This is a genomic window from Polynucleobacter sp., from assembly GCF_044342855.1.
Taxonomy (GTDB): Bacteria; Pseudomonadota; Gammaproteobacteria; order Burkholderiales; family Burkholderiaceae; genus Polynucleobacter.
The window spans coordinates 1-25,535 of sequence record NZ_JBIIPA010000027.1; the positions used below are offsets into that span (position 1 = coordinate 1).

The window sequence follows — 25,535 nt, forward strand, 5'->3', positions numbered from 1 at the left end:
CTGCTCATCGCTGGTAACACTGCCTCGCACTCCGGTATCAACCTCATGTTTGTGAACCCAATTGCGTAAGGTTTGGGCTGTACAGCCTGTTTTACCGGCAATCGATTCAATTGCCGCCCACAGGGATGGATACTCACCACGGTGATCTAAAACCATTTGAACGGTGCGTTTGCGTACTTCAGGGAAAACTTACTAGATTTGCTGTTCATGACTCTATCTTCTCAAAAGTTAGAGCCTCCATTAAAGCCGGGGCGGTTCAGTCCGCCAATATTGATATCCCTATAAAAATCTCAACTTAGCCTGTAGAGTACTGGAAGAATCCAAAGCTGAATGGCGGATTTGACATAAACACCTTTGGCAATAGGCCCTCCTCCAAAATCTCCCGCTCTATGAAAATCCGGAGGGTAAGCTAACGGGCACGCATTCCCGCAGAATCAATATCGAGCAAAAAACTGTACGAATATTGAGGATGTGGCTGCATTACAAGTAATGCAACTATCAAGAAGCTAACCAGAAGTTGCACGCCAACCCTCATTTATTGGATCTTTAAAGCCTCAAGGGGCAACGTGCCGCCAGGCAACACTCTTTTTCGCGTAATGACACCCCCTACCCTTTAAGGTGGGGAGAATGTCAAGAGCAAAATTAATCGGGCAAATCTTTGCAGGCCCATAAGCACATGGAGCGATCAGCTTGCCTACCTGCTTGCGGTTCTGACTCAAGATTGCCTTCAATAATTCTTTCCAAAGGAGCTGGCATATTAAATGGGGTCAATTCCAAGTTAAGTCGCCTAAAGCCACCCATTTCAATGTCTAGATTTGGCCAGGTTTTCCATCCGAAGGAAGTGGTCAATAAAAATTTTGAGCCGGAACTTTTAATATTTTTAAGTGCGACATGAATCTCTTCGTTTGGAAAGTGAAACAAGCAATCTCTGCATATAACTAAGTCAACAGCCGGTAACCTGTCTTTTAGTAAATTTAAAACAGCAAATTTATTTTCAGGATACCTTTCAGAATTTTTTTGAATTAACGAATCTACAATGTCTGCGCCTAAATATTCAATTGATGACAAGTCAAGAGTTTGCATCCAATTAAAATCCCCGCATGGAATATCAAGAACACTCTTTATTGAATACTTTTTGAGTAAAAATGCTAATTCACGAATTAAAAATTTTGTTGCCGCTAATGACGACCCTGGTCCGGAGATCGACTCGACCGATCCCCAAGCATTTTTTTCATAAATCGTACTAAATATTTGTTTTTCATTCATGAAATACTTTCTATAATTTTTTTATTCGTCTATCTAAAAATGAAAGATACCGACAGTATCTTTGCATACAAGCACACCCACGCAGGCGACCCCAATGAAAAAAGAATATTTGGCATTCATGGGTGCATGGCCAATGTGAATTCTAACGATAATTTGTGCTGAGTATTATTATTTTTACTGTTTTGAATCGCTACCAATATCCCAGGCACTTGCCACCCGCTTGGTACTGCTTTTCAAATACTACTGGAGTGCGCTTATCCGACCGTAAACTGAGGAACTTCACTAAAACCGTATCAGGCAGTCTGAATCAAAATCAAGGGTTGAGCTTCCACCCAAGTTCATTTGTTGGGCGATAAAAACAATGTCGCTCCAGCTCATGCCGACTTTCCAGTTTTGGATTTAGGTGTTGAAAGGAATGGATTTCGAGCTCACTAGGTAATCCCCCCATTAACCACCGCTCTCAGAAGTAGAGTTAATTAAGCAACCATGGCCAGTCGCTGTTTCGGGGTGATGCCGCCCAATGCCATGTTTGGACGTTGATGGTTATATTTATACATTCATTGTGTTGCGCACTCCTGAACTTCGTTAATGCTTTCCCAATAATGTTGAGATAACCATTCATATCTGACGGTGCGATTAAAGCGCTCCACATAGGCATTTTGTTGTGGTTTACCTGGCTGGATATGTTGTATGTGGATTTGATGTTTAGCTGCCCATTCCATGAGTCTGCCGCTAATCAGTTCGGGACCGTTGTCTGCTCGAATCGCACAAGGCTTACCTCGCCAAGCAATGATCTGATCTAAGCTGCGCACGACTCGCTCTGCTGGCAATGAGAAGTCCACTTCAATCCCTAATGCCTCTCGATTAAAGTCATCAATGACATTGAACAAGCGGATGGATCTGCCATCTTGCAACTGGTCATGCATAAAGTGACCGAAGGGAATCCCGTGGGACGATTGACCACACTTGGTTAATGCTCAGTGGCACGACCAAAGCATCTGGCTTATCTCGCACCAAACGCTTACGAGGTTTGATACGTAAGTTCAGCTCTAAAGCCTTGTAAATACGATAGATCCGCTTATGGTTCCATTTGAAGTTCTTTACATTGCGCAGATATAGATAGCATAGACCAAAGCCCCAGTTCCGATTGTTGTCCGTTAGGCGGATCAACCAATTGGCAATGAGCTCATTTTCGGCATTGTTCTTGGCTTCATAGCGGTAGCAAGACTCGCTGACCCTAAAGGCTTCACAAGCCAAGCGAATGGGGATTGCTTTTTCTCTGACCGCCCGCTGGGCCATCTCACGCCTGTGAGACGGCCTCACCACTTTTTTGCGAGGGCCTCAGTCACGATCTCCGCTTTAAGCTTCTCTTCGATGTACATCTTCTTAAGTCTGGCATTTTCAGCTTCAAGCTCCTTCATGCGAGCCATCATGGAGGTGTCCATACCGCCGTATTTGGCACGCCATTTATAGAAGGTGGCAGTGCTAATGCCCAGCTCACGGCAGACTTCTGGAACAGCTAAGCCAGCATCGACCCGTTTTAGGGCATCCATGATCTGGGTATCAGTAAATTTAGAACGCTTCATGTAGAACTCCTCTTATTGAGAAAATTCTACTTCTGATTACTTTGGTTCTAGGGGACGATTACCAGCCTGGTTCGATGTAAGCGGTTTGCACACCAATCTCTTTTAACCAATGTGCGAGGGTTTTTAGCATTTGATTTCCTAATGGATTGAAGTAGCTTCTTAAAGCTCTATACATCTGACCACATGCGCATGAGGTTGTGATACACCCCGGTCAAGCGAATGACCTCTGGAGTGCCGTCCTTTACTTTGCGCAATTGATAAATGGCGTTATCAAGATCATAAAGAACTCGGCGCTGATCATCTCCGCGAATCATGCTCTCGGTCCAGAAAAAACAAGAGATCCGGGCGCCCTTAGTTACTGGCTCTACCCTATGAACAGATGATCCTGGATACATCACCATATCACCCGCCGCGAACTTATTTCTTTGTTCGCCAAAAGTATCCTCAACTACCAACTCACCGCCCTCATATTCATTTGGATCGGTCAGAAATAAGGTGCAGGAAATGTCTGTTCGAACGTGCTTTCCACTCGCAGCATGAGTTCTCACCGCATTATCAATATGATTGCCAAATTGATTATTTGAGCCCTCATACTTATTGAACAATGGGGGGTAAATCTTCTTAGGAAGAGCGCCAGTAAGATATTCCGCGTTTCCTGATAAAGCCTCTAAAACAATAGCGCGAGCCTTTTGAGACTCAATGCCATCTTCAGGTAACTGGAAATTCTTCTTAGCTTTAGCCGACTGCGTACCCGCAGTAATTGATCCATCAGCCCAATTGGCGCTATCAATAATTTTGCGAACTTCAGATAGCTGGGACTTAGATAACACCTTAGGTACATGCAGCAACATATTCTCTCCGAGATAAATTAAAAACGAACAACCGCCTGTAACTGATACGACCTTAAGGTGCCAGGAATTGCAAAGCCGCCATTGACATATACAGACTCATAGTTGGTCGTATTTAATAAGTTCATCACATTTAACTTTAAAGAGTATTCTTTGATGTCGTACTGCAACATAGCATCTACACGAGCATAAGCAGGAACTTGATTAGCTGTAATGGGCCCCGTACCGGTGCTTAAACCATAAACCTGTCTTTGGCCAACTCCAAATACTCCGCCCCCAACTTTCCAATTTTGAGCAACCTTATAGGTTGTCCAAATATTGTAGGTATAAGCAGGAGCATTACGCGATCTCATGCCAACTAAGTTAGGGTTTTGGCGAGTAGTCCCCCTATAGCCTTGATCATCAATAATAGAGTTCATTAATGCTCCACCACTAAAAATATCCCACTTATCGGTAATACTTCCAGTAAGCTCAAGCTCAAACCCATTGGTATGTCTTTTTACTGAATCGATTGAGCTAGTACTGTTAATGTCGGTATTACGCTCCCATTTTTTCACCGCCTGATAAAGAGCTGCTCTTAATGCCAGACCATCATCCGTTACGTTCCACTTAGCACCTAACTCGCTTACTGCACTTCGCTCGGCCGGGTAGCCGGTTCCAGCCGAAAGTTGATATAAGTCAGCCGTTGGATTAAATGAGTCACTCCATGTGAGGTAGTAATTGGAATTTAAAGTAGGTTGATACAAGAGTCCCGCTCTATAACTTTGCTCACCAAAATTTAAATTTGCCTGGCGTGAAGGGCCAAATGTAGTTGCACTGCCTGGGGCCTGGTAATTAGCCCTCAAGGAGTCATACCGAATGCCGCCCATTACTTTCCAGCCGGTATAAACCTCGACCATATCTTGAGCATAAATAGAGGCGGTATTACCCTTGTAATTTACTTGACTTGCTGGTGTTTTAACTTGATTACCATAGCCGTAAGTACAAGTATCCCGCACAATACTGTTATTACCAATCAATGTGCTTCGAGCTGGGTTATTCGCCACTGAGCAACCAGCAGTATCGTAGGAATATCGCTCGGCATTCTCGTTGTATACCTCAACGCCAGTCAATAACTCATGTCCGATCAACCCAGTTGAGAACCGCTTATTAAAATCTGACTGGAAAGCAAATGTTGATTCTTCCCCACCACGTGGATTGGCTAGAGCAAGAGCTGTCACCGGAAGAACTGAGCGACCCTTATTAGACCAAAGCGAGCGGTCATAATGAGAGTAACGAATCTTGGTATTCAGGGAGGTATCTTTATCAAAAGTATATTGCTGGGACAAAGTAGTCAACTGGGTTGTGTTTTTCTCGTAATCTTGATTCGTGCCACTAAAACCTGTAGCGGTATTTAAGGGCTTCCCATTGACAAACCCAACACCAAAATCTGGTGTATTGTTGGTGTCAAGATAGTAATAGCTTAGGGAAACCTGATTATCAGTGCCAATACCGTACGTAACTGTTGGCGCAAAACCGAGTGTTTTGTTTTGAACTACATCCCGTGAACTCTTGGCATCCTGAGCAACTGCATTTAATCGAAATGCAGTACTACTTTCTTGATTCAGCACAACGTTCATATCAGCAGTCCCGCGATAGTAGTCATAACTACCAGCTGTCACCGCGGCATTACTCTTATTCATTAAGAATGGAGTTTTACTTACCTCGTTAATAACCCCACCAGATTGACCGCGACCGAACAACATGGAGGCCGCACCCCTGAGTACATCAACCTGAGTGACGTTGAAGAGGTCACGGTTGTATTGGGCTGTGTCTCTAATTCCATCAACATATAAGTCTCCAAAGCTATAAAAACCACGGATATTCATGTTGTCACCAATGCGGCCGCCCTCACCCGCATTGAAAGTTAATCCCGGTACGTTTCGTAAGCCATCTTTTAAGGTAGTTGCATTTTGATCTTCCAGCAATCCTTCTGGAATAACGGTAATGGCCTGTGGAATATCAGATATTTCCTGAGTAATCTTTCCAATGTTGCTGTAATTGCGGTTGTAGCGATTTGACTCTTCATCATACTTTGCCTTTACCTCAACCTGCCCCATAGACTTAGTTTCTGGAACGGTAGCTTGGGCAAATGCCGCTTGACTAGAGGTGACCATGATCATTGCGACCGCAGCCCCCAAAGTAGCCCGAGATAACTGGGGCTCATTTAAGCGTTGATTTCTTTTGACGTTCTTTTTTCTCACAACAAATCCAATCTAATAAACATTAGTTAATTTCAATTGGCTTGCTGCATCGCGTGGGATTTACCCCATGTACGGCTGGCTACTCGTTTTAATTAATTCAACTACAAAAACTATCGACTCATCCCAGGAACATTTCTATAAACTTCGCTAGGGGTTACTGCATTTTGCTCATTCATCAAGTTCTGATTTACTACGGTACTCGCATCAACGCTAATTTCATCCCCACTTAAATTACCTCTCGATCCCACCTGCTTAGAGGAGGTGCATCCGCCAAGACCCCACATAAGCGCTAAAACGCAGGAATAGATTCCGACCTTGGTCATTTCCTGTTTATTTGGTAATTAAGAGCTTGCCAAATTTCGTTGCACGCAAGCAGTAAATTGTGCCCTCATGCTCAATAAGTAAACTTTGAGAATCGCCAAACAACTCTTTACTATTTACCTTCCGGATGGCAACCTCTTGCTCTCGGCTATCTAGCTGAATAATTCTTGGGGCTAGACTGGATGGGAGATTATCTTTTTTAATGCTAGCCATTATTTACCTGGGCTGGTTACAAAGCCCACTTTCTCAATACCAGCACCATCGGCAAGGCTCATTGCTTTAGCAACATAGTCGTACTCCACCTTCTTATCACCATAAATATGTAAGACTGGTTGTGGGCTTGCCTTAGATGCTTGCTGTAACTGTTCGTTAAGCTCTTTTTCACTTAGCTTTTTCTTATCCAAGATGTAACCGCCAGATTGATCAATATTTAAACTTAAAATCTCTGGCTTATTAATTTGGGGCTTACTAGAGGCTTGAGGTAAATTCACCTCAACAGCATGCTTGAGAACGGGTGCGGTAATCATGAAAATAATCAGGAGAACCAGCATGACGTCCACAAATGGCGTCATATTGATCTCACTCATAAAGTGCTCTTCTTGGCTATCAAAGGATCCAAAGCTCATTTCAATTCTCCAAAATTACTCTGTAAAGGCTTTGTCAGAATTTGAGCGCTGAAATCCAGCAACATAAAACGCCCGTAAGTCATACGCGAATCTATTTAATCTATTTAAAATAAATTGATTGCCGCGAAGCAGCGCGTTGTAACCCAGGACGGCTGGAATAGCCACCGCTAAGCCGAAGGCAGTCATTACAAGTGCCTCACCTACTGGGCCAGCCACCTTATCAATACTAGACATACCGCTATCGCTAATTGTGATCAGCGCTTGGTAAATTCCCCATACCGTTCCAAACAAACCAACAAAAGGCGCCGTAGATCCAATAGAGGCCAACACGATTAATCCGGAACCAAAGCGTTCCTTTACATCGTCAATCGCATTTCGCAAACTACTGGTAATCCAATCGTTTAAATCCAAAGAATCATGCAAATGCTTCTCGGTATTGCGATGGTGACGCATGGCATTTTGACCCTCCAGAGCAAGAGACTTAAAAGGATTGGCGTCCTGGTCACTAGACTCAAGAGCCTCAAGAGCATTATTGAGATTGGGACTATGCCAAAAATCATGCAATTGCTTGGCCTGCTGTTTTGCCTTGTAAATCATCATTGCTTTTACGACCATCACCGTCCACGAGGCAATCGACATCACCAGCAAAATGATTGCCGTTAGCTGAATGACAAATCCGCCCTCAACCCATAAATTAACCAAACTCAAACCTGAATTCATATCACTACTCCAAAATAAATTTAACTGGTAACTCGTAGCACATCGGTATTGGGGTGCCACCTTTTTTTGCTGGAATAAATTTCCATTGCTTTACTGTCTGCAGTGCAACTTGGTCAAGCCGCGAGAAACCTGATCCTTGTTTCAAATCGAGGCTATCTAAAGATCCATTGGCACCAATACAAGCTTTTAAAAGAACTAAGCCCTGTTCCCGCAGTTTTTTGCTAATTGCTGGGTAAGGTGGCTTCGGATTATTCAACTCAGAGGCCTCAGAGTTGGGCATGGAAACTGGTGCAGATGCTAACGCCCCTTCTGATTTCGCTTCGCTTGTTTTTTCTTTTACAAGATCACTATCCTTGGTTGTTTTTTCCTTATCCAATTTTTTATCTTTGGGCTTTACATGAACCGATGGGGTAATGGCCATTGATTCTCGGTCAATTATTTGCGCCATCATTAAAATAGGCTCTGCTTTTCTCGAGTAATTGAATGCCAACATAATTAGTGCCAGCGGAATAACGGCATGCATCACCGCTACCCCAATCCCAGCCTTCTTATAGGTAATTTCGCCTAAAGATATAAACATGACGTTGATTACTTGTAACCAACCTGGTCCAAGAGTTTCTGAGCGGCAATTTGATTCTTACCAATTGCTGATACAGAAACCTTCTCCGACTGAAAAGTGCCTAGGGCTTTGAGCGCTGAATTGTCCACCTTGACCGATTGGACTGCTGGCCACTCGTTATTACCATTAGCGAAGTACTCTTGAGCCGAGTCACTCGCTAAATATTCCAGAAATTGAATCGCCTCTTTTGGGTGTGGGGCATTACGAGCCATGCCGCCACCAGAGATATTGATATGCACCCCGCCAGCCCCCTGGTTTGGCCAAATAAAACCTACTTTTGAAATAGCAGTCATATCATCGCTCTTATCAGAGAGCATCATGCGAGCAAAGTAGTATGAGTTTGTCAAACCAACGCCACACTCTCCTGAGGCTACTGCTTTAATTTGATCTGTATCACCACCCCTTGGAGACCGAGCCATATTGGCTACCATGCCTTTTGCCCAAGCCTCGGTCTCTGCCAGGCCATCTCTTTCCATTAATGCACCCACAAGTGAGAGCATATATGGATGAGCACCAGATCGGGTGCAGACCTTTCCTTTGTTATTCGGGTCTGCTAGCTTTTCGTAAGTATCTACATCAGCCTTTTTGACTGTGGCCTTGTTGTAAACAATAACGCGGGCACGAGTAGAGAATCCATACCAAGGTGTTCCGCTCGCCTCGGCATTAGCCCTTAAGTTGAGGGGAATCCGCTCATCAAGGTACTTGGACTTGGTTGGCGCAAATATATTGTGCATTTGAGCCCTCCACAAGCGAGCAGCATCAACGAGCAATATGACATCAGCCTGACTTTTATCGCCCTCACTCTTTAGACGCTCCAAAATACCATTGTCATCTGCTTCGATCCGATTAATCTTGATCCCCGTCTTCTTGGTGAAGTCGCTATACAAAGCTTCGTCTGTTTGGTAATGACGGGCTGAATATAGATTTATTTCTTTGACAGGCTCTGCGGCATACACACTCGCGCCAAAGATACCCAGCAACAACAAGCTACCTACCAATAGTTTTCTTGAATTCACTCTTCTAGCCTTTTGTTTGATATTGATCATCATTTTTGTTGAATTTTAAGAATTCTACATCATAATGAGAATCATTACTATTCAGGAATAATTTTCAACTAAAGATGGAGATCCCAGTGAAATCAAATCAATTAACCTCAGGAGCCCTTGCAATGGTCTTGAATTACCAGAAAGCAGGCTGCAAAATGGCAGCAAAGCAAGCGATTATTGCCCTCAATGCCCTTATCAACTCCAAGGAAATTCCCGTTGAACTAATTGAACAAGCGCTGGTGACTATTGAAGATCTTGACAGAGCGCACTGTTAGAGTTAGAAAATTTTAAACGTTAGCGGCACAAACTGGGCTTCAGATAGCGAGCGTAGGAAGGACTGCTTTTAGCCGTTCTCTGCCACCCAATTACCCCTAATTACCTAGTTTTGAGCATCCGAGGGGGCGGCCTAACCGTCACTTAACCCGACACTGCACAGTTGGGTCAAACCGACACCTGATCGTCAGAGTCAAAATCACATCTGAGTTGCTGATAGTTAACTGGATTGCCCACGCTGACTAAAGGTGATCCAACGCTATCCAAGCTTGAGCCAATTAAGCACAATGAAAAAAGTTAGAGCAATAATAAACAACGGGGTTTTTGGCCTGCCCAGCACGATTCGAACGTGCGACCTACGCCTTAGAAGGGCGTTGCTCTATCCAGCTGAGCTATAGGCAGTGTGTACTGGGACTGAAATACGTAAAGCAAATAGAAAGTGGTCGGAGTACAAGGATTCGAACCTTGGACCCCCTGCTCCCAAAGCAGGTGCGCTACCAGGCTGCGCTACACTCCGACGGAATCGATATTCTACACCGAGATGGCCTAGGAGGGCAAATACTGTATGATTTGGTGCATGGAAGCCTTATTTACAAGCAAATTGAGCAAGCAACTAAAGGGGTTTATAGCCCTTAGTTTTCTGCTTGTCAGCTTGTTGGGCACCCACTGGATTGGCTTTGCCCATGGTATCTCCCACTCCGGAATACAGAACCAAAATGTCAAACAGAGTTGCGTAGATCAAGCGCCTACTCTTGGCCATAGCTCTGCAAGCTGCCACCTGCTAGATGCAGTCACACTTGCTGGCTTCATTGCTTCAACACCCTCCCTTTTCCTTGCAAGCAACTTCATTCATGAAGTGCAATTGGCATCCGCTGACTCCTTACTAGCCCGAATTCATATTGGGCTATATCAATCTAGAGCCCCACCTAAGCTCATCCTATAAATCGCCCAATACGCCAAACTAAATTAGTTGGCCTTTAGATTTATTACGCCATTCATTCGGCGTTACGAATTAGGATTGAAGGAAATATCATGTTTCAAATTATTAAGCCATTGGCTAAGCGCAGGCTAATCTACATTTTTGTTTCAGGATTAATCAGCACTTCCGCGCTTGCACAATCTGACCCCCCTCTTGAAATCACCGCAACTGGATCTCAAGAGGCTACACAGAGTATTTTGACGCCTACTAAAATTCTCCAGGGTGATGAGCTCCTCAATAAATTAGGGGCAACACTCGGCGCCACACTTGCTAATGAATTGGGTGTATCAGCAACTGGTTATGGTGCCGGCTCATCTCGCCCAGTGATCCGCGGCCTTGAAGGCTCTCGGGTTCAAATTTTGCAAAACGGTCTATCAGTTGGCGATGTTTCCAATATCTCCCAAGATCATGCCGTTGGAAACAATATGCAAAACGCACGCCAAGTGGAGATTTTGCGCGGTGCGGCCGCCCTACTCTACGGCTCAGGCTCTAGCGGTGGATTAGTTAACGTAGTGAATGATCGTATCCTCACCAACTTACCTGATAGACCTACGGGCGCAGTCAGTACAAGCTACGAAACAGTGAACAATGGCAGAGCTGGTTCTGTAGGGGTGGATGGTGCTTTTGGTTCTGTGGCAGTCCACGTAGATACAGCAATTAACAATGCCAATAACTACACCATTCCAGGAGGATCCATTCAGCCTCCCGGAGGATGGACAGTTCCACCTGATGGTGTCGATGCAACAAATTACACTGGGAAACTACCCAATACTTTTAGCAATCAGAATAATTTGGGGGCCGGTGTTTCATATATTGGGCAGTATGGGTATACCGGTGTTTCTGTTGAGCGACTCAATAACAATTACGGCATTCCAACACCTGAGGGTGGATCGATTAATCAATCACAAAATCGATACGACCTCCAACATCAGACTCGAGATCCATTTGCAGGATTTTCATCTTTTAAATTTAGTGCCGCTAACTCTAATTACAACCACACAGAATTTAATAATGCGGGTGAAGCAGCATCCCAATGGAAAAATATCGCCAATGAGGCTCGTCTTGAGTTAGCCCATAATCCAATTGCCGGATGGAAAGGCACATTCGGAGCGCAGTTCTCTGCCGCCTCGCTGAATGCTACTGAAGTTGGCGCGGGAAGTTATGCCATTGTCCCGCCTACCAAAACAAATTCCAATGCCTTGTTTTGGATTGAGGAAGGCAAGTGGAAATCACTGCAAGGTAGCTTAGGACTTCGATATAACAACGTTGCACAGAAACCCAATTTAGGCACTGAATTAGAAGTTCAAGATACAACTTCAGGGCCGACACCAGGAATTACGCTCGAAAATCGTAATTTCAATTTAGCGTCCTACTCTGCAGGTGGTCTGTGGAACTTTATGCAAGGTCATGGTGCCGGAGTTGCCTACACAGTCTCCCAACGAGCTCCAAGCGCCCAAGAGCTTTACTCTTACGGTGCCCATGAATCTACCGCCACATTCGACATTGGTAATCCCAACCTCACTAAAGAGGCTTCACATAACTTAGAGTTCAATATTCAGAAAACCAGCGGCTTAATGCGCGGCAAAGCAAGTGTGTACGCAAATCGATTTAATAATTACATCTATGGTTATTACACAGGCGCCGCAATTAACAATGGCGGGCAAGAAGGCGATGGCTTTAGCGTAGTCACCGCTCAACAAGCGGCGGCAACTATTAAAGGCATTGAGGGTGAGCTGACTTATAACTGGCGTCAGCATGGTGTGGGTGGACGTATTTTTGGTGATGCCTCTCAGGGAGCGTTTGATGCTGGCGGCAACCTACCACTTCAGCCAGCTCCACGGTTAGGCGCAGAAATTGCACACCAACACAATGGCTGGCTTACTAATGCTAGCTACATCTATAGCTACCAGCAAAATCGATTGGCAACTTGGGAGCAAGGTCCAGCACCTAGCTATAACCTCCTAAATGCGGGAATCTCTTACACCGAGAGAGTCAAGGATGTGAATTGGACGGTGTATATGAATCTCAAGAACTTACTTAATGAGCAAATTCGTTATGCCACTACACCAATGGCAGTAAGGCTCTATGCACCCCAACCAGGTAGAAGTTTAATGGTGGGCCTAAGAGGCACCTTTTAAACCCCGGGCTATTTTAGATAAGTCATGAGCAGCGCGCCAAATCCTCCGGACCCCAAAATTACCCACACTGGGTTAATTTTGGTTCTGAGGATGAGGTAAAAGCTGACCAAAGCAAGTGCCGCACTAATTCCACCGACGATGGATGTCTTGCCAACGGCATAAACTCCAGAAGCCATTAGGCCGATCGAAATGGGCTCCAAAGCATTCTGAATTGCTCTTCGCCACGGGCTCTCACCAAACCGATTCCATAGCCTGCCCATGTAAAAGCACAGAACGCTAGAGGGCAAGAAGAATGACAGCAAAACAATGCTAGCTCCTAGGAGGGCGGCCAATTGGTACCCAATCACCAATACCATCAACATATTGGGTCCGGGTGCTAATTGGCTAATACTGTAAATATGAATAAATTGAGTATGGTCAATACCGAACCGATGTGACAGCAACGACTGCATCTCCGGCAGCACTGCAGTGCCTCCACCTACCGCTAGGATCGATAGCAAAGCAAAACTCAGGGCCAGGTGCATCAGAAGACTCATGCACCCTTACCTGGTCGATAAATATAGAGAGTAATCGGTGCCATGATGAGGAGAACTAACGGTAAGGACAATTTCGCAATACTCATCAACAAGAAGGTGGCAGCAATAATCAAGAGCGATTTAATTTGACGCCAATTATCACCGCCCATTTGATAAGTAACTGCAGCTAGAAGACCGCTCGCCGCAGCTGCAATACCAATTAAGATGAGATTAGCCAGAGGGTGATCGGATGTGGTTGGGTACAAGATGCCCATACCCAGCACAAATAGACTACCAGGCAAAATTAAGCCGATCGTCGCCACAATGGCACCTAATGCACCGCGCAGATGGTCTCCAGCTAAGACGGCCATATTGACTGAATTCAGTCCTGGCATGGTTTGGCTAATCGCCAGATAAGCCATGAATTCATCTGGGGAAAGCCACTTACGCTTATCTACCAAAAGAATGCGCTCATAGGCAATAATGCCGCCGCCAAAGCTGATGACGCCAATCAGGCAAAACTGAATAAATATATCTCTCAGCTTTGGAGCCTGGGTATTTGACGCTAGCTGAACAGCGTCTAGACTCACTCTGGCTTTCCATAAATTAAAGCGGTTTTAGTGCTACCGATCTCCAACCAGTTAGCTAGCTCAACTTGTAACTTTTTAAAGAACTTATCTGCGCGCTTGTGCGCTTTTGCTTGTGAGCGGTTTTCATCGTTGACACGATAAGAGAATGCTAACTCTCCAACAATGGGATCCCCTACACTTTTCATCCAAATAGCAATATCGCAGTGCGCCTGAACGCCGTCGCCAAATACCAAGTTGCCGATTGGCAGGCAAGCCTCTAAAATCTTATTAGCACTTCCACCAACAATCCGCAGTGGTAATTTTTTATCAATCGATAGATGAGCCAAGCCAGGGAAAAATTTAATAGCACTACCTAAGGTTCGATCAAACAAATTATCCAAAGGTACTGAATCCAAAATGGCATTGTTCGAATAGATTGATCTTTTTGAGCCGACATCATCGCCGCGCAATATTTCCTCTTTTAAGCGCAATCTCGACTTGATTTTTTTATTGGGGCTTGGATTGAAATTAGAGGACTCTAATAAATCATGAGCTCGGCATTTGAGGGTCACCTCACACCAGTCATCTACCCAAACATTTTGACGAGATTCGCGAACCCTCAAAATAACATTATTGCGACGAAAATCTTCGCCGGGAGTGTCATAAAAGTAAATATTGCGAAGGCCGGTAGTCGCATTATCAAGGTGAAAAAATTCGACCTTGCTCTTTTTGCAAAACTTCAGAATCTGGTCAGTTAATTCAGTGATTTTTCGACGTCGGTCCAAGCCTTTAGGCTTGATCAGGAGCTTAAACTCCCGATTGGTAATAGATTCATGCAGCTTCATGTGTTAACCCCTTAATTTTAGTAAGAGATAACACCTTCTAGAAAAGCTTAGTACACCTCTGGAACGTACATTTCAGGAGGCACCGGTCCACGTAAGTAGTCAGGGTTATGAACCCGAGCAGGCAAGGTGATTTCCGGGTGATCGATTTCTTTATAAGGAATCTGATCAAGCAAATGCGTAATGCAATTTAAGCGCGCTTTTTTCTTGTCATTAGCGGCTACAACCCACCATGGGGCCTCCGGAATATTCGTACGCTCCAGCATAGTTTCTTTGGCCTTGGTGTAGGCCTCCCAGTGTCGACGTGCATCCAAATCCATTGGACTTAATTTCCACTGCTTTAACGGGTCATGAATGCGCATCATGAAACGGTTGTATTGCTCATCATCTGAAATAGAGAACCAATACTTGATCAATATAATTCCTGATCGAATGATCATGCGCTCAAATTCTGGAACCGTACGCAGAAATTCCTCATACTCATCGTCGGTACAAAAGCCCATCACCTTTTCAACACCAGCACGGTTATACCAACTGCGATCAAATAATACAATTTCACCGCCGGCAGGTAAATTCGATACGTAACGCTGGAAATACCACTGGGTCTTCTCTCGCTCACTTGGTGCGTTTAGAGCAACCACCTTGCATACACGTGGATTGAGCCGCTGAGTAATGCGTTTAATAGCTCCACCCTTACCTGCAGAGTCACGCCCCTCAAATAGAACCGCAACTTTCAACTTATTCTCCACTACCCAGTCTTGGAGCTTAACTAGCTCACCCTGCAGACGAAAAAGCTCCTTAAAATAAACGTGGCGAGGAATGACTGAGGCACTCCCACCATCCTGAGAAAGGCGGTCATCATCAAGCTCCATTTCGAGCTCTTCATCCATGCTATCTAGAATTTCTTCTTGAGCGCGCCGATACCACTCGGCCATCTCGTTATGCTTTGATGTCATTTCTTCCCCTGAGGCGTTACTAGCTTTGTATCTCAAGGATATGACACTTTTGTTACGGATGCTGATTACAGGGTTTTAGCGATCAGTTCCTGGCAAGAATTGGCTAATTGCTTCCGATCTATATTTGAATTTTGACCAGAAAAACAAGGGGGCAGGACGGTAATTTGAGCTAGCAAGAAACGATTTCGAATGATCTTAGACATCGACTCCAAAAGCCCCATATCGCCTATAAATGCGGGGGAATCACTCCTCATACCGGTCATTTTAGAGAGGTATTGTATGGAAATTGGGTACACGGGAGCCTGGGCGACGATTGCCGATTCAAAAAGATTGGGCTTAAACGGTAAAACGCATTCGCCAGCAGTTGAGGTTCCCTCAGGGAAGATGCAGATAGGCTCTGTTTTTAAAACTCCGGCCATCTGATCAACAACCTGTCTTGCATGGCGGGCACTATCTCTACGAATAAATACAGTTCCCAACTGTTTTGCCATCCAACCGAAAATAGGCCAGCCCGCTACTTCAGACTTTGCAACAAAGCGTGTGGGCCTAAATGCATTGATCACGTATATGTCTAACCAAGAAATATGGTTGGATGCTATGAGGTGTGGAGTCTTCTCAATTACATCGGCGCCAAGTACAACAAGCTCGATGTTAAATATTTTTAGAAGAGACTTTGACCAATACTGAATTTTTCTATCTTTATTAACTCGATCAAGAAAAGGAAAGATAAATGAAAGCGTAAAGACACCACAAAGAACATGAATCCAAATCTGAGTCCATACCCAAATCTGCAGGGGCATTGGTGTCCGGATTGTCTGGCAGTTGGGTGAAAGGTTTTTCATAAACAAGCATCAATATAAATCAAGTCATCAAATTGACTTAAAAGCGTCATGAGGCTTTCATAAAGCTTGTGCTTAATGCATACTCATGACGCATTACAGAGCTATTTGGATTTCAGATGTACACCTAGGCACATCAGGGTGTCAGGCAAACTACCTCCTCGATTTCTTAAAACACAATGAAGCTGATCAGTTTTATTTAGTTGGCGACATCATTGACGGGTGGCGGCTTAAACAATCTTTTTATTGGCCCCAAGCCCACAATGACGTAGTTCAAAAGCTGCTACGTAAGGCCCGAAAAGGTGCAGAGGTCATTTACATCCCCGGTAATCATGACGAAGCTGCCCGGCAATATTTTGGCATGTCCTTTGGGGATATCAAGGTACAAGAAGAAGTTATCCATACAACCTTAGATGGACGCAAGCTCTGGGTTACCCATGGCGATCTGTTTGATGGCGTCATGCAATATGCCAAGTGGCTAGCGTACGTTGGCGACTCGCTTTACTCCTTCATCCTCTACATCAATCGATACTTCAATATGTTGAGAGTCAAGATGGGTCTGCAATATTGGTCCTTATCTCAATATCTTAAGCATCAAGTGAAAAACGCTGTGAGTTACATTGCGGACTTTGAGCACATTATGGCTAGAGAGGCACGCTTACGTAATTGCGATGGTGTCGTTTGCGGGCATATTCATAAGGCTGAGATCCGTAAAATTGATGGCCTGCTCTATTGCAATGATGGTGATTGGGTGGAAAGCCTTTCTGCCCTAGTTGAAACCACTACAGGTGAACTCAAAATTATTTATTGGACTCACATTCAGGGTGATCCAGTGCAGGTTCCTGAAATTACTCTCCAACCCGCTGTTGAAGCACTTATTAAAGAGGCTGCCGCATGAAAATTATGATCATCACCGATGCATGGGACCCACAAGTGAATGGCGTTGTAAGAACACTCAAGCAAACACGCACTGAACTGATTGCTATGGGCCATGAAGTAGAAATGATTACGCCAAATGGATTCAAATCGATTCCTTGCCCCACCTATCCTGATATTGCACTCTCACTATTTCCCGGAAAAGAAGTTGCTCGCAGAATTAAAGCATTCGCACCAGATGCAATGCATATCGCCACAGAAGGCCCATTAGGCTTATCAGCCCGTGCCTATGGGGTTAAAAATCATCTACCCCTCTCCACTGCATATCACACCCGTTTCCCAGAGTATGTCAAAGCTCGAACAGGTATCCCGCTTGCAATTACCTATGCATTCATACGCTGGTTCCATGGTCCATCAATGGCAGTGATGGCGCCTACGGTTGTGGTGAAAGATGATTTAGAGAAATATGGCCTCAACAATGTTGTGCTTTGGTCTAGAGGGGTAGATCTTGATATCTTCAAGATGCAAGAATCAAAAGCGCTTAATAGTGCTCACCCAATCTTTCTCTACGTTGGTCGCGTCGCGGTTGAAAAGAATATCAATGCATTTCTTGAGATAGATCTACCGGGCTCTAAATGGGTGGTGGGAGATGGCCCAGCAATAGCTGGAATCAAAGAAAAATACCCCAACATTAATTACCTTGGTGTTTTACGGCAGCATGAGCTTGCTAAAGTCTACGCTGCAGCTGATGTATTCGTATTCCCAAGCAAAACAGATACATTTGGGCTGGTATTACTAGAAGCAATGGCATGCGGGACACCTGTAGCAGCCTATCCCGTAACGGGCCCAATTGATGTCTTAGGAAACTCCCCAGCAGGGGCTATGAATGAGGATTTGCGCGTTGCTTGCCTGCAGGCCCTAAGAATTCCACGGGAAGTAGCTCGGGCGCATGCTGAAAAGTTTTCCTGGAAAGCTGCTTCAGAGCAGTTTGCCAGCCACCTTAAACCAGTTCCATCGCCTGAAGTTCATGTTACTGCTCTTGCTTAAGGTTGAGTTTTGACCACTCCTTACGACATTAAGCAAAACCCCCACAAAGGAAACCGGGGGCTAACTCGAGCTTTGCATGCAGCGAAGAACTCTTGGTGCGGTATTGTTTATGCATTCGAGGAAGAAAGTGCATTCAGACAAGAACTTGTCTTACTAATCATTCTCTCACCAGTAGCTCTTTTTCTACCCATCAGCCCCATTGAAAAATGCGCGCTCATTGCATCATTAATCATGGTCTTGGTTGTTGAATTGTTGAACTCCAGCGTAGAGGCAGCAATTGATCGCATCTCATTTGATCACCATGATTTGTCAAAGCGCGCCAAAGATTTTGGCTCAGCAGCCGTAATGTTAGCCCTCCTAGTTGCCGCACTACTTTGGCTCACGATCTGCACCCCCCTTGTCATGCATTGGCAACACAAGGCCTATACGATTTAAGTCAGATACTTAAGGATAAATATGTCGGACATTCCAAACCCATTAGCTGCATTTGATATCTTCAACTCACGCTTTGAAGGCAACCCGAAAAAGAATAAGAAAAACAAAGCAGATGCTATTAAAAAACTGTTCTCCAAAAAAATAGCGAAGAAACTCTTTGGCAAAAAATTTGCCACTAAAGCACGGGCTGAATTAACAGCTCAAGAATTGGTCGCCCCTCAAAAGTCTCCAGTCAAAGCAAAACGCCCCGCATTTCAAATTACGTGGGCTAGCAATGCGAGCGAAATTAAAGAAGCTCAACGCCTACGCTATAAAGTCTTTGCAGAAGAAATGGGCGCAAATCTTCCTAAGAATGCAGAAAACTTAGATATTGATGATTTTGATGCCTATTGCGATCACTTGCTCATTCGTGATCAAGAATCGCTTAAGATAGTTGGTACATACCGAGTTCTACCTCCACACAAAGCTATGGAAATTGGTCGCTTATATTCTGATTCTGAATTTGACTTGTCACGCTTAAATCATTTGCGTCCAAAGATGGTTGAATTAGGCAGATCCTGTGTCCACGCAGACTATCGTTCTGGAGCTGTCATCATGGCATTGTGGAGCGGTCTTGCCCAATACATGCAAAAGCATAACCATGAAATTATGCTCGGCTGCGCAAGCATTCCGATGGCGGATGGCGGTCACTTTGCAGCTAGCCTCTATAACTCTCTCAGCAACGAACAAATGGCGCCAGTAGAGAATCATGCTTTCCCACGCCTACCACTACCCCTCGATCGCCTTAATGGCGGCTTACAGGTGGAGCCACCTCCATTGATTAAGGGTTACCTGAAATTGGGGGCAAAGATTTGTAGCGCTCCGGCCTGGGATCCAGATTTCAATACCGCGGATGTTCTTACTATGCTCCGCCTATCTGAAATCAATCCACGCTACGCTAAACACTTCTTAGGACTTTAGGAATTACTTCAAGCTGATGGTGTAAGGCCGGCCGATACGCTCCCATTCGGCCGCTTCCTTTTGTAAGCTAAATTCAGTTAAGGGATGTTCTTTTGCCCATTCTTTTGAAAGAGTGACAAGGTAGGAACCATCGTGCTCAGATACCTTCATCTTAGGAAAATTGCCGTCACTACGACCGCGGCAAAGTACTTGGGCTAGACGTAAACAGAACAACATGCGCCAATCAGAGAAGCTTGGATTATTGGCCAGCTTACCCAATTTTCCGGCATGACCAATTAGTATTGCAGCCAATCTCGCCTGATCATTTTTAGAAAAGCCTGGCATATCGGCATTACCTGCAATATAGGCTGAATGTTTGTGATAACCGTTGTGAGAAATCGATAAACCAATTTCGTGTAAGTTCGCAGCCCATTGGAGCAAAGCAATATTGTCTGCCCTGCTCTCGGAATCCGGCTTAGGCAGTTGAGCTAAAAATTCCGCCGCTAGATTGCCGACTCGTTTAGCCTGCTCTCGATCTACGGCATAGCGCTGCATAAATTGCTCGACCGTCACAAAACGCATATCGTCATGCTGAGAACGGCCCAATAAGTCGTACAGCACACCGATGCGCAAGGCGGCATCAGTCACCTCCATACTCTCAATGCCAAGCTCATCAAAGATAGCAATCATGATGGCCAGTCCACCCGGCCAGACAGAACGTCGATCGTCCTTGAGACCATTCAATTCAACCTGACTGATGTGCTCGTACTTCAGAAGGTGCTTCCTCATGGCCCTTAGGCCATCGCGGGTGATTAAACCACTAGAGCTATTGACTCGCCCCATTGTTAAACCATCCGCCTGACCATTAAAGTTATTTTCAGCCATTAACTCCGCTAAGGCGCGGGAAGTTCCCGAGGATCCTATAACCTGCTTCCACCCTGACTTCAGATATGCCCCAGCGATTACTTGAATCTCTCGACGTGCAGCCAGCTCCGCCTCTTTAAAGGCGTGAGAATCTATATTCCCTTTGGGGAAGAAACGAAGACTATGAGAAACGCAGCCAATGTAAAGGCTCTCCATGAGTTTAGGTTCGTAGCCCTTGCCGATAATCAACTCGGTCGAGCCACCACCAATATCCACCACTAGGCGGTTACCGTGTACAGCGGGCGCCTCGTGTGCGGCCCCAATATAGATTAAGCGTGCCTCTTCAACACCAGCAATGATTTCAATCGGAAATCCCAAGGCCCCTTCAGCATCATGAACAAAGTTAGAGGCATTCCTGGCAACCCGAAGCGTATTCGTAGCAACCGCACGGACTTTGGAAGGATCAAAACCTCTGATGCGCTCTCCGAAACGGCGTATCGCAGTAATTCCACGCTGATAAGCGTCATTACCTAGTAATTTGTCATCAGTTAAGCCCGCAGCAAGACGAACCGATTCCCGCAAAGTATCAATAGGACGCAGCTGAGTACCAGATGGAGTGTGGACAACTTGGGCAACCAGCATCCGAAAACTATTTGAGCCTAAGTCCACCGCAGCGACTAAGTCTGATGCATTTTTTCCAGAGATGTCTTTATGTAATGCCAAGATGGTTCCAATAGGGCTGCGCTTTAATGAATGTGTCTATTTTATGAAATTATCGTGACATATTCATGAAAAAGAATAGCCAGTCTACTAGTTTCCCAATTGGAATCAGACTATGCGGCTAAATTTTGCTCAGAACTAGAGCAATCTACACTCCCGAAACTACAGAAGACACAGCAGTCACCAGACTTAGGCTTCAAAATAGTGCTGCAGGAAGGGCAACGGTATAGGTGCTGAGAAGTTCCTCGTGGAATCTCTAGGATTTCATGGCCCTGACAGTTGGGACAGGTAATTAGGGAATGCTGGTTTTGGGAAAGTGTATTCACAGCTGAATATTGCACTGAAAATATTTCAAAATAAAGACAGCCCCATAATTGAATGCAAAGCATCAATCGGTTGTACTAGGACTCCAGAATGCCTGATTTACAAAGTCCATAGAGGCTAATCTTGCAATCAAAGCATCCATTTTTGCACCCTCAACTGCAGAAGCAGTCAACACCGCCTGAATCTCTACGTCATCGACCCCAAATTGATGCACTTCTACGTCTTGAGCCTGATATCCAGCAGTTTCAAGGATGTCTATAAATTGCTTCAAGGCTATTTTTTGCGAGTGTTTTGGGGTGATGATGTACACAGAATTGGTAACCTCAACCGAGTCCGTGTCTAATGGCTGCTGATTAATTAGGCTAACTACTGGTCGCAATAGCGTATTAGCTGCAAGAACAAACAAGGTTGCGAGCAAGGCCTCGAGAATCAGATCGGCACCAGCACATACACCGACAGCAGCAGATCCCCAGAGTGTCGCCGCAGTATTGATACCTCGAATATTGCCCTCTTCGCGCATGATGACGCCGGCACCCAAAAATCCAATACCAGAAACTACGTAAGCCATCACATTATTGGTGCGCAAACCTGCAGTTCTTTGACGATACTGGCGCTCAAGCCCTATTAGGCCCCCAAGAATAAAAGCAGTGCTGAGGCTAATGGCAGCATCTACCAAAGAGATGAAATCGATATTGCTTAAAGACTCCATGTAGCGATCATACCCAATTCAAACGAGAATCAAAACTCCGAAGCATTCCCAAACAGGGGCAATAATCAAACTGTCATATTTTGACTAGAAAATGAATAATTAGCCAACCATATCCACCATGTCAAATCCTACTGTACACAAGCGTCGCTCATTCATCAAAATGGCTGTTGCCACTCCCATGCTACCGATGGGGTCTGTTGGCCTTTCAGCGTTCTTCAATAGCTCCCCGTTAATTGCTGCCGAAACCGCCTCAGGCTTTAAGTCTGCAGAATTTATTTCTATGGAGGCGCCTTCTCTAGCCAATCCAGAAGCAATGGCAACCACTTCAGTGGGGTCGATGCTTGCAATCACCATGCAGAACGGGAATAAAAAAACATACAAACTGGCTTATGAACCATTCTTCATCACTGGTGATATGGTTCCGGATGGTAAGAACGAAAAAATATTGGCTGGAGGATATGTTGATATTCACAATAGGCCGATTATGGATAACTCTGTACCAGGCAAAGAACGGCAATTCTTTTCAGATTGTCCGGATGGAATGTCTTTGTTGAAGCTTGAAAAGTCGAATGTTAAAGGCATGCGAGGCAACACGGTATTTGCAGTTGTTCAATTTGAATATACAAATACCAACCAGGGCAATGAAAAAATGTATGGGGTCCTTCCCTCTCAAATTGCTGTCTTAACGCTTAATCAAGACCCCGCTAGCGGCAAACTCACCTTAGTCAAATACACTCCCGTAGATACTTCCAGCGCCCAGGGCTTATGGATTACCTGTGGCGCCAGCCTTTCACCATGGAATACGCATTTATCTAGCGAAGAATATGAGCCAGACGCACCCTTTGCGCACGAGAATGTGCGCTTTAAGACTTTTAGTAAAAATCTCTATGGCAATGAAACTAGTGCCAATCCATACAACTATGGCCACCTGCCCGAAGTAACCGTGAATCCTGATGGAACGGGTACCCTTGTAAAGCACTACTGTCTCGGGCGTATTTCACATGAATTAGTCGAAGTAATGCCTGATAGAAGAACCGTTTTGATGGGTGATGACTTTACGAATAGCGGTCTATTTCTTTTCATTGCGGATAAAGAAGCTGATCTGTCTTCTGGAACGCTTTATGTAGCCAAACTAGGTCAAGGATTTTCCATAGATCCAAAAGACGAAGGTGCAAAATTATCCTGGATCAAGCTGGGTCATGCCACTAGCGATGAAATCAAGAAACTAGCTCTGACTTTAAAACCATCAGACATCATGACTGTTTTAAAGGTCGACCCTAATGACGAGACATTCACCAAAATTTACTGTGATGGTGTTGCAAATTGGGTAAAGCTAAAACCCGGAATGGATAAGGCAGCGGCATTTTTAGAAACTCATCGCTATGCCTATTTAATGGGCGGCAGTATGGGCTTTAGCAAGATGGAGGGAACTAGCGCCAATCTGAAAGATAAAGTTGCTTACTTTGCCCTGCAAAATATACAAGACTCAATGATCAAAAGCGGCAAGGGTTGGAATTCACAGAGCATGATTGAACTCGATAAGCCTTTGATCGCAGGCGCCATCATGACTAGCAAGCTTGAAGGCAACCAATACGATCAAACGGGAGGTCCAATCAAGAGCCATTGGGTTCCAAGTCAATTATCAGCACTGATGGTTGGTCGAGATATTACTCAAGATGAACTCGGCAATTTAGCAGATCCCAATACCATCTCCAATCCTGATAACTTAAAGTTTTCTGAAAAGTTAAGGACCCTCTTTATTGGGGAAGATAGCAGCACCCATGTAAATAATTTTATTTGGGCCTATAACGTAGATACTAAGAAACTCAGCAGAATCGCCTCAATGCCGTCTGGCGCAGAAGCAACCGGCTTAAGTGTGGTTGATAACCTCAATGGCTGGACTTATATCACAGCTAACTTCCAACATCCAGGGGATTGGCTAGGAAAAATACATGCCAAGGTTATGCCTATATTGAATCCCTTGATTCAAAAGAATTACAAGAATCGATTTGGTGCTGCGGTAGGTTATATCACCGCCAAGCCTGCCGGCATCAAAATTACCTAACCCCTCTAACTCGGTACCAGCAGGATTTATTTGAGAGCCTTCTTCTTGCCGACTTGAATTTTTCCAGCCTTGACTGCCTGACAAAACACTTCATAGTCAGCATGATTCTGCTTTGCATAGAACTGAGCAAAACTGTACATTGCATCATCAAACTCTTGCGTTTCGCCACAATAACCAGAAATCATTGCAACATCGCCTGAGCGGGCATGGCCCAAAGCAAGAGCCCAGCCAAATAGCTTGGCGTAATCAGGAAAGTTCTTGAGAGAAACGCCGCCAGGATCTACATTAATACCGCCCTTCATATCCCTTGGCTGACGAAGATAAAAGTGCCGATTAAGATTGGCGCCGTCCATAATAAATCCTGAATTTAAGAAAATATCAGGAGCGCCTTGCAACAATCGCTGTCCAGCCACTACGCGGTGACCCATATTAGGATAAATAGATTTACCAAGATAAGGAGGGCGCGCTCGAAAAGTAAGTGCAATATTTTTTAATAGGAAAATATTGCATGACAAGTCATTACAAGCAGTTAAGTGGGGTAGAAAGAGCTTTTATTCAATTGGCTTTGAGTGAGAAGCAAAAACCCTCTCAGATTGCTCAATCCTTGGGGCGCTGTAGTTCCACAATCACTCGGGAGTTACGTCGTAATGGTTGGGTGAGGCCAAGGAAGATTCGGTTTGCAGGTCGTCCTTGCCTAGCCGGTGGCTACCGGGCAGTAGCAGCCCAAGAACGAGCACATGACATTACGCATTGCTCTAAAGTGGAGAAGCGCTTACGACCCGATACTGCTTTGTGGAAAGAAGTCATGGATCATCTGAAGTTAGGCTACTCACCAGAGGAAATTGCAGGCACACTTCAAGCTGTGCATCCTAACGATCCTTCGCTGCAACTTTGTCATGAGACGATCTATACGGCCATCTATGCCATGCCTAGAGGTGAGCTGCGCAAAGAGGTCACTGGCTGGTTACGGCATGGGCATACCAAGCGAGGCCACGTGCCCGTGGGGTAGATCGACGTGGAGCCATACCCGCTATGGCGAGCATCCATGAGCGACCCCCAGAAGTTGATGAACGACTCATTCCAGGCCATTGGGAGGGTGACTTGATTAAAGGTGCCTACAACCGATCCTCGATTGGCACCTTAGTTGAACGTACCACCTTATTTACCGTC

At 45.0% G+C, this 25,535-nt stretch carries 27 protein-coding genes, 2 tRNA genes and 2 pseudogenes; 9 read left to right on the forward strand and 22 right to left on the reverse strand.

Translation table 11 applies throughout. The features are described from left to right. The 11 genes and pseudogenes from ACIQZ3_RS08715 to ACIQZ3_RS08765 form a co-directional block, all read right to left on the reverse strand. Positions 1 to 209, reverse strand: a pseudogene (locus tag ACIQZ3_RS08715) (IS3 family transposase); the annotation flags it as partial. Between the two features lie 433 nt (positions 210 to 642). Then, on the reverse strand, positions 643 to 1,266 hold the full coding sequence (locus tag ACIQZ3_RS08720; RefSeq protein ID WP_397392275.1) for a hypothetical protein: 624 nt from the start codon (positions 1,264 to 1,266) through the stop codon (positions 643 to 645). A 476-nt stretch (positions 1,267 to 1,742) separates the two neighbouring features. Then, a pseudogene (locus ACIQZ3_RS08725) lies at positions 1,743 to 2,852 on the reverse strand (IS3 family transposase). Between the two features lie 167 nt (positions 2,853 to 3,019). Further along, entirely contained in the window at positions 3,020 to 3,703 is a 684-nt protein-coding gene (locus ACIQZ3_RS08730) for a Fe2+-dependent dioxygenase (protein ID WP_397392277.1), read from the reverse strand. Positions 3,704 to 3,720: 17 nt separating this feature from the next. Further along, entirely contained in the window at positions 3,721 to 5,943 is a 2,223-nt protein-coding gene (locus tag ACIQZ3_RS08735) for a TonB-dependent receptor (RefSeq protein WP_397392279.1), read from the reverse strand. 110 nt (positions 5,944 to 6,053) lie between these two features. Beyond that, entirely contained in the window at positions 6,054 to 6,266 is a 213-nt protein-coding gene (locus ACIQZ3_RS08740; RefSeq protein WP_397392281.1) for a hypothetical protein, read from the reverse strand. A 7-nt stretch (positions 6,267 to 6,273) separates the two neighbouring features. Continuing rightward, on the reverse strand, positions 6,274 to 6,477 hold the full coding sequence (gene hemP, locus ACIQZ3_RS08745; RefSeq protein ID WP_397392283.1) for a hemin uptake protein HemP: 204 nt from the start codon (positions 6,475 to 6,477) through the stop codon (positions 6,274 to 6,276). Then, a complete protein-coding gene (locus ACIQZ3_RS08750; protein WP_397392285.1) occupies positions 6,477 to 6,890 on the reverse strand; it encodes an ExbD/TolR family protein in 414 nt (137 codons plus the stop codon). Before ACIQZ3_RS08750 ends, hemP begins: the two co-directional genes overlap by 1 nt. A 15-nt stretch (positions 6,891 to 6,905) precedes the next feature. After that, positions 6,906 to 7,610, reverse strand: coding sequence for a MotA/TolQ/ExbB proton channel family protein (locus ACIQZ3_RS08755; RefSeq protein ID WP_397392287.1), 705 nt, complete (start codon positions 7,608 to 7,610; stop codon positions 6,906 to 6,908). Positions 7,611 to 7,614: 4 nt separating this feature from the next. Then, on the reverse strand, positions 7,615 to 8,190 hold the full coding sequence (locus tag ACIQZ3_RS08760; protein ID WP_397392289.1) for an energy transducer TonB: 576 nt from the start codon (positions 8,188 to 8,190) through the stop codon (positions 7,615 to 7,617). 8 nt (positions 8,191 to 8,198) lie between these two features. After that, the gene (locus ACIQZ3_RS08765; protein ID WP_397392291.1) at positions 8,199 to 9,278 is read right to left on the reverse strand and encodes an extracellular solute-binding protein; all 1,080 of its coding nucleotides are present in this window, start codon (positions 9,276 to 9,278) and stop codon (positions 8,199 to 8,201) included. Between the two features lie 83 nt (positions 9,279 to 9,361). On the opposite strand from ACIQZ3_RS08765, the gene ACIQZ3_RS08770 reads away from it, so the two are divergent. After that, positions 9,362 to 9,550 (forward strand): hypothetical protein, encoded by a 189-nt coding sequence (locus tag ACIQZ3_RS08770; protein ID WP_397392293.1) that lies wholly within the window; start codon positions 9,362 to 9,364, stop codon positions 9,548 to 9,550. Positions 9,551 to 9,873: 323 nt separating this feature from the next. On the opposite strand, the gene ACIQZ3_RS08775 is transcribed toward ACIQZ3_RS08770, so the two are convergent. Both ACIQZ3_RS08775 and ACIQZ3_RS08780 read right to left on the reverse strand, forming a co-directional pair. After that, positions 9,874 to 9,950, reverse strand: a tRNA-Arg gene (locus ACIQZ3_RS08775). A 38-nt stretch (positions 9,951 to 9,988) separates the two neighbouring features. Further along, positions 9,989 to 10,065, reverse strand: a tRNA-Pro gene (locus tag ACIQZ3_RS08780). Positions 10,066 to 10,113: 48 nt separating this feature from the next. Here ACIQZ3_RS08780 and ACIQZ3_RS08785 point away from each other — a divergent pair. Both ACIQZ3_RS08785 and ACIQZ3_RS08790 read left to right on the forward strand, forming a co-directional pair. Next, positions 10,114 to 10,491 carry a hypothetical protein gene (locus tag ACIQZ3_RS08785; protein WP_397392295.1) on the forward strand — a complete coding sequence of 126 codons (378 nt, stop codon included), beginning with the start codon at positions 10,114 to 10,116 and terminating at the stop codon, positions 10,489 to 10,491. An 89-nt stretch (positions 10,492 to 10,580) separates the two neighbouring features. Further along, positions 10,581 to 12,665 carry a TonB-dependent receptor gene (locus tag ACIQZ3_RS08790; RefSeq protein WP_397392297.1) on the forward strand — a complete coding sequence of 695 codons (2,085 nt, stop codon included), beginning with the start codon at positions 10,581 to 10,583 and terminating at the stop codon, positions 12,663 to 12,665. Between the two features lie 8 nt (positions 12,666 to 12,673). On the opposite strand, the gene ACIQZ3_RS08795 is transcribed toward ACIQZ3_RS08790, so the two are convergent. The 5 genes from ACIQZ3_RS08795 to ACIQZ3_RS08815 form a co-directional block, all read right to left on the reverse strand. Further along, positions 12,674 to 13,201, reverse strand: coding sequence for a chromate transporter (locus tag ACIQZ3_RS08795; RefSeq protein ID WP_397392298.1), 528 nt, complete (start codon positions 13,199 to 13,201; stop codon positions 12,674 to 12,676). After that, complete coding sequence (locus ACIQZ3_RS08800; protein ID WP_397392300.1) at positions 13,198 to 13,770, reverse strand: chromate transporter; 573 nt, start codon at positions 13,768 to 13,770, stop codon at positions 13,198 to 13,200. Before ACIQZ3_RS08800 ends, ACIQZ3_RS08795 begins: the two co-directional genes overlap by 4 nt. Beyond that, positions 13,767 to 14,594: a hypothetical protein gene (locus ACIQZ3_RS08805; RefSeq protein WP_397392302.1), complete on the reverse strand. Its 828-nt coding sequence runs from the start codon at positions 14,592 to 14,594 to the stop codon at positions 13,767 to 13,769. The genes ACIQZ3_RS08800 and ACIQZ3_RS08805 overlap by 4 nt, the downstream gene beginning before the upstream one ends. Before the next feature lie 47 nt (positions 14,595 to 14,641). Then, positions 14,642 to 15,547: a polyphosphate kinase 2 gene (gene ppk2, locus ACIQZ3_RS08810; protein ID WP_397392304.1), complete on the reverse strand. Its 906-nt coding sequence runs from the start codon at positions 15,545 to 15,547 to the stop codon at positions 14,642 to 14,644. A gap of 65 nt (positions 15,548 to 15,612) precedes the next feature. Beyond that, complete coding sequence (locus ACIQZ3_RS08815; protein ID WP_397392306.1) at positions 15,613 to 16,347, reverse strand: lysophospholipid acyltransferase family protein; 735 nt, start codon at positions 16,345 to 16,347, stop codon at positions 15,613 to 15,615. Between the two features lie 127 nt (positions 16,348 to 16,474). Here ACIQZ3_RS08815 and ACIQZ3_RS08820 point away from each other — a divergent pair, with 127 nt between their 5' ends. From ACIQZ3_RS08820 to ACIQZ3_RS08835, 4 genes are read left to right on the forward strand one after another with little or no spacing between them, the layout of a single operon-like run. Further along, on the forward strand, positions 16,475 to 17,284 hold the full coding sequence (locus ACIQZ3_RS08820) for a UDP-2,3-diacylglucosamine diphosphatase (protein WP_397392308.1): 810 nt from the start codon (positions 16,475 to 16,477) through the stop codon (positions 17,282 to 17,284). Next, positions 17,281 to 18,309, forward strand: a complete 1,029-nt coding sequence (locus ACIQZ3_RS08825; protein ID WP_397392310.1) for a glycosyltransferase family 4 protein — start codon at positions 17,281 to 17,283, stop codon at positions 18,307 to 18,309. The genes ACIQZ3_RS08820 and ACIQZ3_RS08825 overlap by 4 nt, the downstream gene beginning before the upstream one ends. A gap of 9 nt (positions 18,310 to 18,318) precedes the next feature. After that, the gene (locus tag ACIQZ3_RS08830; RefSeq protein WP_397392312.1) at positions 18,319 to 18,744 is read left to right on the forward strand and encodes a diacylglycerol kinase; all 426 of its coding nucleotides are present in this window, start codon (positions 18,319 to 18,321) and stop codon (positions 18,742 to 18,744) included. 21 nt (positions 18,745 to 18,765) lie between these two features. Then, the gene (locus ACIQZ3_RS08835; protein ID WP_397392314.1) at positions 18,766 to 19,704 is read left to right on the forward strand and encodes a GNAT family N-acetyltransferase; all 939 of its coding nucleotides are present in this window, start codon (positions 18,766 to 18,768) and stop codon (positions 19,702 to 19,704) included. A 3-nt stretch (positions 19,705 to 19,707) separates the two neighbouring features. On the opposite strand, the gene ACIQZ3_RS08840 is transcribed toward ACIQZ3_RS08835, so the two are convergent. The 3 genes from ACIQZ3_RS08840 to ACIQZ3_RS08850 all read right to left on the reverse strand — a co-directional run bounded on the left by ACIQZ3_RS08840 (position 19,708) and on the right by ACIQZ3_RS08850 (position 22,300). Then, entirely contained in the window at positions 19,708 to 21,189 is a 1,482-nt protein-coding gene (locus ACIQZ3_RS08840) for an exopolyphosphatase (protein ID WP_397392326.1), read from the reverse strand. A 191-nt stretch (positions 21,190 to 21,380) separates the two neighbouring features. Next, positions 21,381 to 21,593 carry a GDCCVxC domain-containing (seleno)protein gene (locus ACIQZ3_RS08845; RefSeq protein ID WP_397392316.1) on the reverse strand — a complete coding sequence of 71 codons (213 nt, stop codon included), beginning with the start codon at positions 21,591 to 21,593 and terminating at the stop codon, positions 21,381 to 21,383. A gap of 62 nt (positions 21,594 to 21,655) precedes the next feature. Continuing rightward, positions 21,656 to 22,300, reverse strand: a complete 645-nt coding sequence (locus ACIQZ3_RS08850; protein WP_397392318.1) for an MgtC/SapB family protein — start codon at positions 22,298 to 22,300, stop codon at positions 21,656 to 21,658. A gap of 118 nt (positions 22,301 to 22,418) precedes the next feature. Between ACIQZ3_RS08850 and ACIQZ3_RS08855 the strand changes: the two genes are divergently transcribed. Then, a complete protein-coding gene (locus tag ACIQZ3_RS08855; protein WP_397392320.1) occupies positions 22,419 to 24,365 on the forward strand; it encodes a PhoX family protein in 1,947 nt (648 codons plus the stop codon). A gap of 26 nt (positions 24,366 to 24,391) precedes the next feature. Here the strand turns inward: ACIQZ3_RS08855 and ACIQZ3_RS08860 are convergent, their stop codons facing one another. Then, positions 24,392 to 24,880 carry a DUF2252 family protein gene (locus ACIQZ3_RS08860; RefSeq protein ID WP_397392322.1) on the reverse strand — a complete coding sequence of 163 codons (489 nt, stop codon included), beginning with the start codon at positions 24,878 to 24,880 and terminating at the stop codon, positions 24,392 to 24,394. Here ACIQZ3_RS08860 and ACIQZ3_RS08865 point away from each other — a divergent pair. Then, complete coding sequence (locus ACIQZ3_RS08865; protein ID WP_397392324.1) at positions 24,874 to 25,374, forward strand: transposase; 501 nt, start codon at positions 24,874 to 24,876, stop codon at positions 25,372 to 25,374. The two genes, ACIQZ3_RS08860 and ACIQZ3_RS08865, sit on opposite strands and share 7 nt — an antisense overlap. Positions 25,375 to 25,535: the final 161 nt, after the last annotated feature.